This window comes from Streptomyces sp. NPDC048420, from assembly GCF_040651535.1.
Classification (GTDB): Bacteria; Actinomycetota; Actinomycetes; order Streptomycetales; family Streptomycetaceae; genus Streptomyces.
On sequence record NZ_JBEZKG010000001.1, the window covers coordinates 342,893 to 360,477 of the forward strand.

Below are 17,585 nucleotides of genomic sequence, written 5' to 3' on the forward strand. Positions count from 1 at the left end.
GTGTCCCGGGTTCCAATTGACCGGCCAGACACGGCACTTCGGAAAGCGAGCGAAAATGTCCCGAGCGCTCCCGGGAACACGCCACTACACGGTTGTCTGTTCCTCATGCGGAACCCGCTGTGAGGACGACGGGCTCATGCTCGACTGCCGTGCGTGCAAGGAACCCGCGTTCCTGCGCACCGAGTACCACCGGACTTTCACCGCGAGCGCCACCGGGCTGTTCCGCCACGCCCCGCTGCTGCCGGTGACGCGGACCTTCCCCGGAGTGCCGGGACCGGTGGTGTACCCCGCGCAGCGGCTCGGCCGGCTGCTCGGTCTGGACCGGCTGTGGGTGGCGTTCAACGGCCACTGGCCCGAGCGCGGGGCGCAGCTTCCCACGTGCACCTTCAAGGACCTCGAGGCCTACACCGTCCTCGGGCGGCTGCCCGACGAACCCCCGCTGCTCGTGATCCCCTCGGCCGGGAACACCGCCGCCGCCTTCGCCTGGGCCGCCACCCGGTACCGGGTCCCGTGTCTGCTCGTCGTGCCCGCCCCGGCCCTGGAGCGGATGCGCTTCCCCGCCGCGCTCGACCCCTGCGTCCGGATCGTCGCCCTCGACGGTGCCGCCACCTACAGCGACGCCATCGCCTGCGCCGACCTCCTCGCCCGGATGCCCGGCCACCACGCCGAGGGCGGCGCGCGCAACGTGGGCCGCCGCGACGGACTCGGCAGTGTCATGCTCGCCGCCGCCGAGGCCGTTGGTGAGCTCCCGCAGGTCTACGTACAGGCCGTGGGCAGCGGCACGGGTGCCATCGGCGCGCACGAGGCGGCCCGCCGCATACGGGCGGACGACGAGCCGCTGCCGCGGCTGCTGATGTGCCAGAACACGCCGTTCGCCGCCCTGTACGAGGCCTGGTGCCACGGCGGACAGCCGCCCGCGAGCCGCGAACTGGAACCGCTGGCCCGCGAACTCACCAACCGCCGCCCGCCGTTCGCCGTCCGCGGCGGGGTGCGGGACGCCCTCGTGGAGAGCGGCGGCGACGTCCGGTGTACCGACAACGAAGCGGCGCTCACCGCGATGGCCCTCTTCGAGGAGATCGAGGGCATCGACATCGAACCCGGCGCGGGGGTGGCCGTGGCCGCGCTCGCGGAGGCGGTGCGCGACGGGCAGGTGCGCCCGGACGAACTGGTGCTCCTCAACATCACCGGCGGCGGCCGCGCCCGCCAGGCCCAGGACCTCGCCCTCGTACCCGCCGAACCCTGGCTGCGGGTCCCCTGGCCGGGCGGTGAGTCGGGCCCGCGGCGGGTGGCCGAGCAGGTCGAACGCCGGCTGACGGGTGCCGTGGTCGCGGGGGCCGCCCGATGACGGACCTCTCCGCATCTGCATCCGCATCCGCATCCGGGTCTGCTGGGGCTGCGTCCGCGCCTGGCTCTGCCGGGGTGGTGCCGGCGTCCGCGCCTGGCTCTGCCGGGGTGGTGCCGGCGTCCGCGCCTGGCTCTGCCGGGGTGGTGCCCGCGGCCGCTTCTGCCGAGGCCGCCCAGGTACCCGCCCCCGCCGTAGCCAGCCACGTGCCCGGCTCTCCTGGGGCCGCCCAGACGCTCGCCCCTCCCACGGCCGCCTCTGCCGCACCCCCTCCCACGGCCGTCTCTGTCGCGGCTGCTCACGTGCCTGTCTCTGCCGCCGCTGCCCACGCGTCCACCCCTGCCGCGGCTGCTCACGTGCCCGTCTCTGTCGCGGCTGCTCACGTGCCCGTCTCTGTCGCGGCTGCTCACGTGCCCGTCTCTGTCGCGGCTGCTCACGTGCCCGTCTCTGCCGCCGCTGCCCACGCGTCCACCCCTGTCGCGGCTGCTCACGTGCCCGTCTCTGCCGCGGCTGCCCACGCGCCCACCTCAGCCGCGGCTGCTCACGCGTCCACCCCTGGCGCAGCCACCCACACGCCTACCCCTGCCGCACCCGCCCCCACGCTCGGGCTCTCCGCCGCCCAGCGCTCGATGTGGTTCGGTCAGCGGCTCGACTCTGCCGCCGGTTCGGCCTACAACGTCGGTGAGTACACGGAGATCCACGGTCCCGTCGACGTCGACCGCTTCCGTGTCGCCCTGCGCCAGGTCGTCGCCGCGACCGAGACTCTGCGGGTCCGGTTCACGGGCGACGGTGACGGCGTCCACCAGATCGTCGAGCCCGACCCCGCCTGGGAGTTGGCCGTCGTCGACCTCACCCACGAGGCCGACCCCACAGCCGCCGCCCACGCCTGGCGGCGGACCGACTTCGCGGTGCCCTTCGACCTCGAAGAGGCCCCGCTCTTCCGGTACGCGCTGCTCCGGCTCGGCGACGCGCACTGGATCTGGTACCACTGCTACCACCACATCGCCGTCGACGGGTTCAGCTGCTCCCTCATCGCCGCCCGGGTCGCCGACGCGTACACGGCCCTTGTCACCGGCACCGAGCACACCCCGCCGCACGCGCCCCTAGCCCCGCTGGTCGCCGCGGACGAGGCCTACCACGCCGACGACCGGCACGCACGCGATCGCCAGCACTGGGCCGCAGTCTGCGCCGACCGCCCCGACCCCGTCGGCCTCTCCGACCAGCCGCCCCGGGTCACCGACGACTTCCTGCGCAGGACCGGCCATGTCACCGGGGCCGCAGGCGACTTGGTGCACTCGGCGGCCACACACACCGGCACGCGCTGGTCCCGCGTCCTGATCGCCGCGACCGCCGCCTATCTGCACCGGCTCACCGGCGCCCGGGACATCGTCCTGGGCCTCGCCGTCACCGCCCGCGAGAGCGACACCGAGCGCGCCACCCCGGGCATGGCCTCCAACGTCCTCCCGCTGCGGCTGTCCGTACGCCCCGACACCTCCGCCCACGACCTCGTACGCCAGGCCGCGGCCGCCACCCGCGACCTGCTCGCGCACCAACGGCACCGGGGCGAGGACCTGCGCCGCGAGTTGAACTGGCCCGGCGGCGACCGCCGGTTCTTCGGTCCGGTCGTCAACATCATGTCGTTCGGACCGGAGTTGAGATTCGCCGGACACCCGACCACCCGCCACAACCTGTCCACGGGCCCGGTCGAGGACCTCGCCCTCAACGTCTACGACCGTGCCGACGGCAACGGCGTGCGCATCGACCTCGACGCGAGCGGCGCCTGCTACTCGGATTCCGAACTCGCCGCCCATCACCGGCGTTTCACCCACTTCGCGGAGCGGTTCGCGGCCGCCGTGCTCGGCCCCGGCACCCCGGTGGGCCGGGTCGAGGTGACGCCCCCCGAGGAGTCGGAGGAAGCGGCCCGGCTCGACGGCCCGGCACCACGTACGGCCACGGGAACCGTTCCCGCCCTCTTCGCGGCCCAGGTCGACGCGACCCCCACGGCCACGGCGGTGGCCTGCGGCCAACAGGCCCTCACCTACGCCGAGTTGGATGCCCGCGCCAACCGCCTCGCACACCGCCTGCTCCGCCTCGGCGTCCGCCCGGAGGACCGCGTCGCCGTCCTGATGCCCCGCTCCGAACACCTGGTCACCGCCCTGCTCGCGATCCTCAAGGCAGGCGCCGCCTACGTCGGCCTCGACCCCCGCGCCCCCGTCGCACGAACCCGCCGCATCCTGGACGGGACCGCGGCGACGGTTCTCCTGGCGGAGGGGACGACACCCTCGTACGGCTGCCGGGTGATCGTGGTCGACGACCTGCAGTCGCTCGCGACCGAGCCGGACACCACTCCTGAACTCGCTCTGCAACCAGACCAGTTGGCCTACGTCAGTCACACCTCAGGCTCCACCGGCACCCCCAAGGGCGTCGCGGTCACCCACCGGGACGTGACGGCCCTCGCGACAGACAGTGCCTTCGGAGGCGGTGCGCACACCCGGGTCCTCGTCCACTCGCCGGTCGCGTTCGACGCGTCCACCTACGAGCTGTGGGTTCCGCTACTGGCGGGCGGCACCGCCGTGGTCGCGGGCCCGGACGAGGACGTGGACGCGGCGGCGATCACCCGGCTGACCCGTCGGCACGGGCTGACCGCGCTGTGGCTGACGGCCGGACTGTTCCGGCTCGTCGCGGAGGAGGACCCCGGCTGCCTCAGCGGACTTCGCCAGGTCTGGGCCGGTGGCGACACCGTCCCGGCCACCGCCGTCCGCAGGGCGCTGGACGCCTGCCCCGGCCTGACCGTCACCAACGGCTACGGCCCGACCGAGACCACCACCTTCGCCACCAGCCGCCCCTGCCCTGACCCGCGGTCGGTGCCTGACCCGCTGCCCGTCGGACGGCCGCTCGACGGCATGCGTGCCTACGTCCTCGACGGCGCCCTGCGTCCCGTACCGCCGGGCGTGATGGGGGAGTTGTACATCGCGGGGCCCGGAGTGGCCCGCGGTTATCTCGGGCGCGCCGGTGCCACCGCCGAGCGGTTCGTCGCCGACCCCTTCGGGCCGCCCGGCGGACGCATGTACCGCACCGGCGACCGGGTACGGCTGACCGCCGACCGTGAACTCACCTTCCACGGGCGGGCGGACGAACAGGTCAAGCTCCGTGGCTTCCGCGTCGAACCGGCGGAGGTCGAGGCGGCCCTCGCCGGGCACCCGGACGTCGAGCACGCCGTCGCCGTCGTCCGCGAGGACCGGCCCGGAGACCGGAGCCTCGTCGCCTACGCCACCGCCGCGCCCGGCGGAGTCCTCGACGCGGCCCAACTGCGCGACCACCTCGCCACGTTGCTGCCGGTCTACCTGGTGCCATCCGCCGTCGTCCTGCTGGACCGGCTGCCGCTGACCGTGAACGGGAAGGTCGACCGCAGGGCCCTGCCCGCGCCGACGCCCGTCGGCCGGAACTCCGCGCGCGGAGCACGCACCGCCCACGAAGAAGTCCTGTGCGCGCTGATCGCCGACGTCCTCGGTCTGCCCGAAGTCGCCCCCGACGACAGCTTCTTCGCCCTCGGCGGCCACTCCCTGCTCGCGCTGCGGCTCGTCCACCGCATCCGCACCACCCTGGGCGCCGACCTCGGTCTGAGGGACGTCTTCGAGGCCCCTACCCCGGCCGCCCTGGCCCGGCTCGTCCAGTCCGCCCGGCCGGCGCGTCCGGTGCCTCCACTGATCCGGAGCACGGAGCCCGGCGAGGCCCCGCTGTCCTCCGCCCAACGGCGCCTGTGGTTCCTGCACCGCGCCGAGCCGACCGGCGCCGCCTACCACGTACCTCTCGCCGTACGACTCACCGGCGCACCCCTCGATCAGGACGCCCTGCGAGCGGCCCTGGCCGATGTCAGCGACAGGCACGAGATCCTGCGCACCGTCTATCCGGACACCGACGGCACCCCGCACCCGCGAGTGCTGGAGGGCGTGTCCCCGGAGCTGCCCGTCACCCGCGTGACGGAAGAGGAACTCGAGTGCAAGACCGCTGAGTTGGCCTCGACGGAGTTCGAGCTCGCCACCCAGCCGCCCCTCCGCGCCCACCTCCTCTCCCTCGGCCTCGAAGGGCCCGAAGAACCCGAAGAACCCGAGGACCAGGTTCTCCTCCTGGTGCTGCACCACATCGCCGCCGACGGCTGGTCCCTCCAGCCGCTCCTGCGCGACCTGGGCACCGCCTACCGGGCCCGGCTCACGGGGGAGAGCCCCGCCTGGACCCCGCTGCCCGTCCGGTACACGGACTACGCCCGGCGACAGCGCGCACTCCTCGCCGACGACCGCGACCGGCAACTCGCCCACTGGCGGCAGATCCTCGCCGGACTGCCCGACGAGCTCCCGCTGCCCGCCGACCGGCCCCGCCCCGCGCGGGCCACCCACCGCGGCGGTGACATCCCGGTCCGCTGGGACGCCGGCCTGCACCAACGGCTGCGTGACCTCGCCGCCGGTCAGGGCGCGACGGTGTTCATGGCCGTACAGGCCGGGCTCGCCGCCCTGCTGACCCGCCTCGGCGCGGGCACCGACATCCCGCTCGGCACACCGGTCGCGGGCCGCGCCGACGAGGCCCTGGACGACCTGGTCGGCTGCTTCGTGAACACCCTCGTGCTGCGCACCGACACCTCCGGCGAGCCGACCTTCAGGGAACTCCTCGACCGGGTGCGCGAGACCGACCTGGCCGCCCACGCCCACCAGGACCTGCCGTTCGAGCAGCTCGTCGAGGCCCTCAACCCGACCCGCTCACTCGCCCGGCACCCGCTCTTCCAGGTGATGCTGGCCTTCCGCCCGACCGCCGACTGGCGCCTGGACCTGTCCGGCGTCGACGATCGCGCTCTCCCCGTGGAGACCGGCGCGACCAAGATCGACCTCACCTTCAACCTCGCCGAACACCGGGCACCGGACGGCACCCCGAGCGGCATCGAGGGCACTCTCCAGTACAGTGCCGACCTCTTCGACCGGGACACCGCCGAGGGACTGGCCGCGCGTCTGGAGAGGCTGCTGCGGGCCGCGCTCGCCGCCCCGGATTTGAGCATCGGCCACCTCGACGTCCTCGACCCGGAAGAACGGCGGCGCCTGCTCTCCGACCTGACCGACACCGCGCGGGATGTTCCGGCCACCACGTTCCCCCGGATGTTCGAGCAGCAGGCGGCCGAGACGCCCGACGCGATCGCCGTGACGGACGGCATCAGCGCGTTGACGTACCGGCAACTGGACGCGCATGCCGCTCACTTGGCGCGTGTACTGCGTGAGCGCGGCGCCGGTCCCGGTCGCGTGGTCGCCTTCGCGCTGCCCCGCTCCGTCGACCTCGCGGTTGCCGTCCTGGCCGTCCTCAAGGCGGGGGCCGCCTATCTCCCGCTCGACCCGGAGCACCCCGCCGAGCGCACGGCCCATCTGCTGGCCGACGCCGACCCCGTCTGCGTGATCGCACGGGAACCGGTCGACGGGGACCGCCCGCACGTGAGCCCCGACGCGACACCCGCCGACCCCACGGCCGGACTTCCCGAAGCCCGGCCCTCAGACCCGGCCTATCTGATCTACACCTCAGGCACCACCGGCCGTCCCAAGGGCGTGGTCGTCGAACACCGGAACCTCACCACCTATGTGGCCCGCTGCGTCGAGGCCTACCCGAGCCTGCGTGGCACCTCGCTGCTGCACGCCACGATGACCTTCGACGCGACCGTGACCACCCTGCACGGAGCGCTCGCCCTGGGCGGCCGGGTTCACATCGCCGCGTTCCACGAGGCGGGCGCGACCGGTCTGCCGGGCGGCTACAGCTTCCTCAAGGCCACCCCCAGCCACCTCCCGCTGCTGCCGGCGTTGCCCCACGACCTCTCGCCGACCGAGGAGTTCATGCTGGGCGGCGAGGCCCTGGTGGGTGAGGCACTGCGGGCCTGGCGCCGCGATCACCCCGAGGTCCGGCTCGTCAACCACTACGGCCCGACCGAACTCACCGTCGGCTGCACCGACCACCGCATCGAACCGGGGGAGGAGCTGCCTTCCGGGCCGGTACCCGTGGGCCGCCCCATGTGGAACACCCGGGTATATGTGCTCGACGCACACCTCAACCTCGTACCGCCCGGTGTCGAGGGCGAGCTGTATGTGGCGGGCGATCATGTGGCCCGCGGCTACTGGAGGCGTCCCGGGCTGACCTCCGAGCGGTTCGTCGCCGACCCCTTCGGTCCGCCCGGCGACCGCATGTACCGCACCGGCGACCTTGCCGTGCGCCGAGCCGACGGCGTCCTGGAACTGCGGGGCAGGGCCGACGGACAGCTGAAGATCCGGGGGCTGCGGATCGAGCCCGGCGAGGTAGAGGGCGCGCTGACCGCGCATCCGGCCGTCGCCCAGGCCGCGGTGGTGGTGCGCGAGGACATCCCGGGCGTACGGCGCCTCGTCGGCTATGTCGTCGGAGTCGAGGCTGGTGGCTTGGGTGGGGTCCGTGGCGTGGGGGTCGAGGCTGGTGGCTTGGGTGGGGTCCGTGGCGTCGGAGCCGCCGCAGATGCCTTGGGTGGGGTCCGTGGCGTCGGAGCCGCCGCAGATGCCTTGGGTGGGATCCGCCGCGTCGGAGCCGCCGCAGATGCCTTGGGTGGGATCCGCCGCGTCGGAGCCGCCGCAGATGCCCTGGATGGGATCCGCCGCGTCGGAGCCGCCGCAGATGCCTTGGCCGGGATCCGCCGCGTCGGAGCCGCCGCAGATGCCCTGGACGAGATCCGCCGCGCCGGAGCCGCCGCAGATGCCCTGGACGAGATCCGCGGCGCCGGAGCCGCTGCCGGCGCCCTCGACGAGATCCGTGCCCGTGTCGCCCGCCAGCTGCCCGCCCACATGGTCCCCGAGGCGCTCGTCCCCCTCGACGCCCTGCCCATGACATCCAACGGCAAGCTCGACCGCGCGGCCCTGCCCGCGCCCGAGACCGGCCACGGCGGTTCCGGTGACCGTGAGCCGCGCACACCGGAGGAGGAGACACTGCAAGGTCTCTTCGCCGAGGTGCTCGGACTGCCGACGCCCCAAGTCGGCCTGGACACCGGCTTCTTCGACCTCGGCGGCGACAGCATCACCTCCATCCACCTCGTCAGCAGGGCCCTCGCGGTGGGACTGCGCCTCACGCCACGCGATGTGTTCGAGCAGCGCACGGTCGCGGGCCTGGCCGCGGTGGCCGCCACCGCACCGAGCAGCGATCCGGCCGCACAGGACGATCCGACGGGTGAGCTGCCACTCACACCCGCCCTGCGGCGACTGGTCGAACGCGGCGGACCCATCGACGCGTTCAGTCAGTCGATGCTGCTCGTCACACCGGAGGACGCCGACGAGGAGCGCCTCCGCAAGGCGCTCCAGGCCGTGATAGACCACCACGACACCCTGCGGATGCGTCTGAACGACGACGGCACGGCAGTGATCCCACCGCCCGGCTCCCTGGACGCCACTCGCCTGCTGGACCGGGTCACATCACTGGACCTGCATCGACCGGCGCCTCGACTCGCCCCCGAGCACGGTGAGTTGGTGCGAGCGGTCTGGTGCGACGCGGGCCCCGGCCGCCGCGGCCGACTGCTGCTGACCATCCATCACCTCGCCGTGGACGCGGTGTCCTGGCACATCCTGCGCACCGACCTGGCCGCGGCCTGGCGAGGCACGGAACTCACCCCGAAGGGCACGTCCTTCAGGGCTTGGGCCCGTCTGCTGGAGGGGGAGAGCAAGCAGCGGGCCGGCGAACTCGACCTGTGGACAGCGATGTTGGAGGACAGTCAGCCCCTGCCCGCCGTGCGATCCACCGACCTCGTGGGCCAGATGCGCCACCTCACCGTGGATTTCCCGACCTCCGGCCTGCTCACCACCGTCCCCGCGGCCTTCCACGCCGGACCCGAAGACGTCCTGCTCACCGCCCTCGCCACCGCCTTCGCCCGGCTGCGGGGCAGGCAGACGCTGCTGCTCGACCTCGAACGCCACGGCCGTGAGGAACTCGCGGACGGCGTCGACCCGACCCGGACGGTCGGCTGGTTCACCAGCGTCGTACCGGCCCGCCTCGACCTGCGCGGACTCGACCTCGACGATCCGGCGCAGCTCCTCAAGACCGTCAAGGAACACCTGCGGGCAGCCCCCGACCACGGCCTGGGACACGGCCTGCTCCGCCACCTCAATCCCGACACGGCCGCCGTCCTCGCCGAACTCCCCACCCCGCAGATCGGCTTCAACTACCTGGGCCGCAGCACCCCCGGCGCGGACACCCCCTGGTCGCCGGGGCCCGAACCCCTGCCCGGCACGGCCCTGGGCGCCGCCCACGACCCGGCGCAGCCCGTCGCCCACGGCCTGGAGATCACCGCCGTGGCCGACGCCGACGGCACGCTCACCGCCACCTGGTCCTGGGTGCCGCGGCTCTGGTCCGAGGACGAGGTGCGCGCCCTGGCCGACGGGTGGTTCCAGGCCCTGGCCGCCTTCGAGGACACCGGCGCGAACGGCGGGCACACCCCGTCCGACCTGCCCCTGGTGTCCCTGTCCCAAGCCGAGATCGACGAACTCGAAGCCGAGTTCGGAAGCGAGTGGAGGTAACCCACGGTGTCCCGGTCCGGAATCGCCGACATCCTGCCCCTGTCGCCGTTGCAGGAAGGGCTGCTCTTCCACGCCCTGTACGACGACGACCAGGCACCCGACGTCTACGCCGCCCAGCAGATCCTGGAGCTGACCGGCGACGTCGACCCCGCCGCCGTCCGCGCCGCCGGGCAGGCCCTGCTCGACCGGCACCCGAACCTGCGCGCATGCTTCCGCCGTCGCGAGGCCGCCTCACCCCTCCAGATCGTACCCGCGGACGTCGAACTGCCGTGGGCCGAGCAGGACTTGAGCGGTCTGGAGGACGCCGATCGTGAGTCGGCCTGGGGGCGTGTCCTGGACGAGGAGCGCGCCCGCCGCTTCGACCTGGCCCGCCCCCCGCTGCTGCGGTACCTGCTCGTGCGCTGGACGCCCGACCGGTACCGCCTGGTGATCACCAACCACCACATCCTCCTCGACGGCTGGTCGAAGCAGCTGCTCGTACGGGAGTTCACCGCCCTGTACGCGGGCGAGCACCCCACCGCGCTGCCCCCGACCCCGCCGTACCGCGACTACCTCGGCTGGCTCACCCGCCAGGACCGCGCCGCCGCCGAGTCCGCCTGGCAACAGGCCCTGGAAGGCGCCGAGGAGCCGACCCTGCTGGCCCCCGCGGCGGCGACCGGCACGACCGTGCTGCCGCACGAACTCGTCGTCGAACTCCCCGAGTCGGCGACCGCGGCCGCCGAGACCGCGGCCCGCAAGCTGGGCATCACCCTCAACACCCTCGTCCAGGGCGCCTGGGGCGTGCTCCTCGGCCGCCTCACCGGCCGTACCGACACGGCGTTCGGCCAGACCGTCACCGTCCGCCCGCCCGAGCTGCGGAACGTGGCCTCGATGGTCGGCTTCTGCATCAACACCGTGCCGACACGGGTGCGTTGGAACGACGGCGACACCATCAACGAGTTCCTCACCACCCTCCAGGAGCGGCAGGCCGCCCTGCTCCCGCACCAGCACCTCGGCCTCGCCGACATCCGGCGCGCCACCGGCACCGGCGACCTCTTCGACACCCTGCTCGCCTTCGAGAGCCACCCAGCCGCCACCGGCCCCGGCGGGGACCGCGTCACCCAGCTGACCGGCCGCGACGCCACCCACTACCCCCTCACCCTCGCCGTCCTCCCCGCCCACCACCTCGCCCTGCGTCTCTCCTACCGGCCCGACCTGTACGACGAGACCGGCGCCCGCACCCTCCTGGACCGTTTCGCCACCGTCCTGGCCCAGCTCACGGGCGATCCGTCCCGGCGCGTGGGCGAGGTGGAGGCGCTGCTCCCGGGGGAGCGGGAGCAGCTCACGAGCGGCGGTGAGGTCACCTCCGCCGTGCCGTCCGTCGCCCTCACCGACCTCTTCGCCCGCCAGGCCGCCCGCACCCCCGATGCGACGGCCGTGGTGCACGGCGAAACCCGTCTCACCTACGCCGAACTGGACGCCCGTGCCTCGGAGTTGGCGTCCGTGATGATCAGCCGCGGCGCCGCCCCCGAGCGTAGGGTCGCCCTCGCCCTGCCCCGCTCCGCGGACCTGGTCGTCGCGATCCTCGCCGTCCTGAAGACCGGCGCCGCCTACGTCCCGCTGGACCCGGAGTACCCCGCCGAGCGGCTGGCGTACATGCTCACGGACTCCGCACCCGTCCTGCTCCTCAGCACGCGGGAGGTGGCCCCGAACCTGCCCGCCACGGCGGTACCCGTACTGGCCCTGGACGACCAGCGGCCACCAGCCTCCGGCATCGATCTCCCGGCCCTGACCGGCGACCACCTGGCCTACGTCATCTACACCTCCGGCTCCACCGGACGCCCCAAGGGCGTCGCCGTCCCGCACGGCAACGTGGTCCGCCTTTTCGAATCCACCCGCCACTGGTTCGACTTCGGCCCCGACGACGTGTGGACCCTGTTCCACTCCTACGCCTTCGACTTCTCCGTCTGGGAACTGTGGGGAGCACTGCTGCACGGCGGCACGCTCGTCGTCGTACCGCACGAAGTCAGCCGGGACTCCCACGAGTTCCTGCGCCTGCTCGCCCGTGAGCGGGTCACCGTCCTCAACCAGACCCCCTCCGCCTTCGGGGCGCTGGTCCACGCCGACGCCGAACTGCCCCAGAAGAGCCGAGAACTGAGTCTGCGTCACATCGTCTTCGGCGGCGAGGCCCTCGATGTCACGCCGGTCGCCGAGTGGTTCACACGGCACGCCGAGGACGCCCCCGCACTGGTGAACATGTACGGCATCACCGAGACCACCGTCCATGTCACCGGACTCCCGCTCACCCGGGAGCGGTGCGAGGGCATCGGTGAGCCCATCCCCGATCTGCGCGCCCACGTCCTGGACGCCGGCCTGCGGTTGGTGCCGACGGGCGCGGTCGGCGAGCTGTACGTGGCCGGAGCGGGACTGGCCCGCGGCTACCTCGGACGACCGGGGCTGACGGCCGGCCGCTTCGTCGCGAACCCCTTCGGCGGGCCCGGCGAGCGGATGTACCGCACCGGCGACCTCGCCCGGCGGTCGGCCGACGGGCGGCTGGAGTACCTTGGCCGCGCAGACGACCAGGTCAAGATCCGCGGCTTCCGCATCGAGTTGGGCGAGGTCGAGGCGGCCCTCGCGGCCCACCCGGAGGTGTCCCGCGCGGCCGTCCTGGTCCGTGACGGGCGGCTGGTGGGGTACGCCGTGTCCGCATCCGCGCCGGACCCGGTATCACTCCGCGCCCATACCGCACTCACCCTGCCCGAGCACATGGTGCCCTCCGCGGTCGTCGTCGTGGACCGGCTCCCACTCACCGCCAACGGCAAACTGGACCGCGCCGCCCTCCCCGCCCCGGCGACCCCCGACGCCGTCACCGGCGGCCGCGCACCGCGCACCCCGCGGGAGGAGATCCTCTGCGGCCTGTTCGCCGGCGTCCTCGGCCTGGAGGCTCACCAGGTCGGCCCGGGGGACGCCTTCTTCGACCTCGGCGGCGACTCCCTCCTCGCCATGCGCCTCGCCGACCGGATCAGGACCGCCTTCGGCACCGCCCTCCCCGTACGAGCCGTCTTCGAGGCACCCACCCCGGCCGCGCTGGCCACCCGCCTGGACGAGACGCGGGACGGACACCGGCGCCGCCTCCTCCCGCTGCCGAAGCGACCCGACCCGATCCCCCTCTCCTACGGCCAGCAGCGACTGTGGTTCATGAGCCGCCTCGACGGCGGCCACACCACCTACACCGTCCCCGCGGCCCTGCGTCTGACCGGCCCTCTGGACCGGCAGGCGCTCACCGAGGCCCTCGTCGACGTCGTCGCCCGCCACGAGCCGCTGCGCACCCTCCAGCCCGACATCCAGGGCACCCCGTACCAGCACGTCCTGGACCCCGACGCGGCCCGGCCACACCTGGAGGTGGTCCCCACCACGGAGGCGGAACTGCCCGCGCTGCTCACGGCGGCGGCCGGCCACCGCTTCGACCTCGCCGCCGAACCACCCCTGCGCGTGACCCTGTACGACCTCGGCGGCGACACCCACGTCCTGCTCCTGCTCGCCCACCACAGCGCCGTCGACGGCTGGTCGATGCGCCCGCTGACCCGCGACCTGGAGACCGCCTACGCGGCCCGCTCCGAGGGGCGGGCACCCGCGTGGCCGCCCCTGCCCGTCCAGTACGCCGACTTCGCGCACTGGCAGCGCGAGTCGCTCGGGGACGAGAACGACCCCGGCAGCCTGATGGCCGATCAGATCGACTTCTGGCGTACGGCGTTGGAGGGCGCCCCGGAGGAACTCCCGCTCCCCGTCGACCACCCCAGGCCCGCCGAGCCCAGTGGACGGGGCGACCGTACGCCCGTCACGGTGGCTCCCGCGCTCCATGCCGGGCTCGCCGACCTGGCCACCGCACAGCGCGTCACCCTCTTCATGGTGCTCCAGGCCGGACTCGCCGCCGTCCTGACCCGGCTCGGCTCCGGCACCGACGTGCCCATCGGCACCCCCGTCGCAGGCCGGAGCGACGAACGCCTCGACGACCTCGTGGGCTTCTTCGTCAACAGCCTCACCCTGCGCACCGACACCTCGGGCAACCCCACCTTCCGCGAACTCCTCGCCCGTGTCCGGGACTTCGACCTCGCGGCCTACGCCCACCAGGACGTGCCGTTCGACCTCCTCGTGGACGCCGTCAGCCCCGAGCGGAGCCTTGCCCGCCACCCGCTCTTCCAGGTCATGCTGGCCTACACCGGACACGGCGCCGACCCGGTCCCTGCCCTGCCCGGTCTGAGCGTCGCCCGCGAGCCCGTGACCACGGGCGCTGCCCGCTTCGACCTCTCGCTCTATCTCACCGAGCACCGCCACGACGACGGCACCCCGGCGGGCATCGACGGCGTCGCCGAGTTCAGCACCGACCTCTTCGAACCCGAGACCGCCCGCCGACTGGCCCAGAGGCTCATCCACTTCCTCGACGCCGTCGCCGCCGACCCGGACCGCCGCATCGGCGACATCGACCTCCTCGCCGAGGACGAGCGCGGACGCCTCGACCAGTGGAGTGCCGCCGGGGGAGAGCCGCTCCAGCCCGAGTCCCTGGCCGAGATGTTCACCCGGCAGGTACGGCTCAGGCCCGCGGCGCCCGCGCTCAACGACCTCACGTACGCCGAACTCGATGCCCGGGCCCGGGAGTTGGCCAGCGCCCTCGCCGGGCGCGGCATCGGCCCCGGCGACCTCGTCGCCGTACGACTGCCGCGATCCACAGACCGTGTCGTCGCCATCCTGGCGGTAGCCCTCGCCGGCGCCGCGTTCCTCCCGGTCGACCCGGCGCTCCCCGCCGACCGCATCGACGCCCTGCTCACCGATGCCCGTCCGGCGCACGTCCTGACCGACCTCACCGCGGACGGCACCCCAGGCGAACTCCCCACCGCACACCACCCCCACGCCGCCGCCTACGTCATCCACACCTCCGGCTCGACCGGCACCCCCAAGGGCGTGATCGTCGAGAACCGCGGACTCGCCGCCCTCGCACGGACCCAGATCGAGCGCTTCGGACTCGGCCCCGTCAGCAGGGTCCTGCAGTTCTCGGCCCCCGGCTTCGACGCCTCCGTGATGGAACTGCTGATGGCGTTCGCGTCCGGCGGGACCCTGGTGGTGCCGGACGTGCACGGACCCCTGCTCGGCGCGGAACTCGAACAGGAGCTCACCCGGGGCCGTATCACCCACGCCCTGATCCCGCCCACCGCACTCGCCACCCTGGCGCCGAACGAGCTGCCCGACCTGGAGACCCTGGTCGTGGGCGCCGAGGCCTGCTCCGGCGAGCTGGTGGCCCGCTGGGCGCCGGGCCGCCGGATGGCGAACGCCTACGGGCCCACCGAGTCCACGGTCTGCGCGACCATCGCCGTCCCGCTCACCGGCGACCAGGCCCCGCCCATCGGCCGCCCCGTCGCCGGCACCCGGACCCTCGTCCTGGACGCCTGGCTGCGCCCGGTGCCACCCGGCACGGCCGGCGAGCTCTACCTCGCGGGAAGCGGAGTCGCCCGCGGCTACCTGGGCCGCCCCGGTCTCACGGCATCGCGATTCGTCGCCGACCCCCAAGGCGGCCCCGGTGACCGGATGTACCGCACCGGCGACCTCGCCCGCTGGTCCGCCGACGGGCAGCTGGAGTACCTCGGCCGCGCCGACGAGCAGGTCAAGCTGCGTGGCTTCCGTATCGAACCCGGTGAGGTCGAGGCTGTCCTGGCCCGCGATCCGTCCGTCGCCCAGGCAGCCGTCGTGGTGCGCGAGGACGAGCCGGGGCAACGGCGCCTCATCGCCTACGTCACCACGCGCGCCGGACACTCGCCCGCCGACCCCGCCGCACTGCGCCGGGACGCCGAACGCCTGCTCCCGGAGTACATGGTGCCCACGGCCGTGGTCGTCCTGGACGCCCTTCCGCTCACCCCCAACGGCAAGCTGGACCGAAGGGCCCTACCCGTTCCCGAGGCGCCGTCGGCCGTGGCGGCCGCGCGCGAGCCGAGCTCGCCCGCCGAGCGGGTGCTCGCGGAACTCTTCCGTGACCTGCTGAAACTGCCCGGGCTCACCCTCGACGAGGGTTTCTTCGCGCTCGGCGGCGACAGCATCTCCTCGATCCGGTTGGTGAGCCGGGCCGCCGAGGCCGGTGTGGTGATCAGCCCTCGTGACGTGTACGAGCACCAGACCGTGGCCGCCCTCGCCGCGGTGGCCCGCGGACCCGTGGGTACCGCGACCAGCAGTGGCGCGGCGGGTGACAGCGTCGGGGAGGTGCCCTTCACGCCCGTGATGCACTGGCTGGTCGAACGCGGTGGCCCGATCGGCCGTCTCAGCCAGTCGGTACTGCTGACCGTGCCCGCGGAGGCCGACGTACCGCGCCTTAACCGCGCCCTGCAGTCGCTCGTCGACCACCACGACATGCTGCGCTCCCGGCTCACGGACGAGCGGGTCATGGAGGTCGGCCCGGTGGGCTCGGTCACCGTCGCCGTGGACCGCCGGGACGTCAGCGGCGAGGACGACCTCCACTCGGCCGTGGCCGAGGAGTTCGACCGCGCGCTCGGCACCCTCGACCCCGGCACCGGCGCGATGCTGCGGGCCGTCTGGCTCGACGCGGGCCGGGACCGCGCCGGCCGACTGCTGCTGGTCGTCCACCACCTGGCCGTGGACGGAGTGTCCTGGCGGATCCTCGTGCCCGACCTGGAGACGGCCTGGGAGGCGGTCTCGGCCGGACGCGAGCCCCGACTCCCGCCCGTCGGAACGTCGTTCCGCGCATGGTCCGCCCTGCTGCGTGCGGAGGCGGGCAAGCGGGGCACGGAGGCCAAGCTGTGGCGCCGGACGGCCGACGCCCCGCGCGTCCCGTTCGGAGCCAGGCCGCTCGACCCGGCCCGGGACACCGCGGCCACCACCAGGTCGCTCCGCCTGACCCTCGATGCCGACACCACCGGCCCGCTGCTCTCCAGCGTGCCCTCCGCCTTCCGTACCGGACCGCAGGACGTGCTGCTCGCCGGGCTCGCCCTCGCCGTCGCCGCCCGGCAGGACGTCCCGCACGTCCTGGTCGACGTCGAGGGCCACGGCCGTGAGGAGCTCGCCCCGGGTCTCGAACTCTCCCGTACCGTCGGCTGGTTCACCTCGCTCTACCCGGTCCATGTCGACCTGGACGGCGTCGATCTGAAGGACGCGCTGGCCGCGGGTGCCGCCGCGGACAGCGTGGTGCGCCGGGTCGCCGACCGGCTCGGTGAACTGCCCGACCGCGGCGTCGCGTTCGGCCTCCTGCGCTATCTGAACCCCGACACGGCAGGCGAGTTGGCCCAGCAGCCCTCTCCGGCGATCGGCTTCAACTACCTCGGCCGATTCACCGCCCCGGCCGGGGACGCCCTGTGGTCGTTCGCCCCCGAGTCCCCGGCGCTCGGCAGCGGCACCGATCCGGGCCTGGCCGCCGCCCACGCCCTCGACCTCAACGCGGTCGTCCACGACACGGCGGACGGGCCCCGGCTGGTGGCCGACTGGTCGTGGCCGGAGGGGCTGTTCACCGAGCCCGAGGTGCGAGAGCTCGCCGAGGCCTGGTTCGCCGCCCTCACCGCGCTGACCGACCGCGCCACCCGCACGGCACCGGCAGCCCCGGGCGACCTGCTGTCGGCTCAGCTCGACGCGGACGAACTCGACGAACTGGCGGTCGGCCTGGACGGCTAGGGGCCGCAGCCGACCCGATCCGCCGGACCCCCCCACCCGCACCGAAAGAG

General features: G+C 73.7%; 3 protein-coding genes. All 3 read left to right on the forward strand.

The features are described 5' to 3' along the window. Nucleotides 1–55: 55 nt before the first annotated feature. The 3 genes from AB0D34_RS01455 (at nt 56) to AB0D34_RS01465 (ending at nt 17,535) form a co-directional block, all read left to right on the forward strand. Complete coding sequence (locus AB0D34_RS01455) at nt 56–1,345, forward strand: cysteate synthase (RefSeq protein WP_362654730.1); 1,290 nt, start codon at nt 56–58, stop codon at nt 1,343–1,345. 488 nt (nt 1,346–1,833) lie between these two features. Beyond that, a complete protein-coding gene (locus AB0D34_RS01460; RefSeq protein WP_362654733.1) occupies nt 1,834–9,891 on the forward strand; it encodes an amino acid adenylation domain-containing protein in 8,058 nt (2,685 codons plus the stop codon). Nucleotides 9,892–9,897: 6 nt separating this feature from the next. Beyond that, the gene (locus AB0D34_RS01465) at nt 9,898–17,535 is read left to right on the forward strand and encodes an amino acid adenylation domain-containing protein (RefSeq protein ID WP_362654736.1); all 7,638 of its coding nucleotides are present in this window, start codon (nt 9,898–9,900) and stop codon (nt 17,533–17,535) included. Nucleotides 17,536–17,585 lie beyond the last annotated feature (50 nt).

Bases quoted from the DNA above. Each gene is read 5' to 3' on its own strand.
- AB0D34_RS01455 (WP_362654730.1), top strand. From the start codon at position 56: ATGTCCCGAGCGCTCCCGGGAACACGCCACTACACGGTTGTCTGTTCC.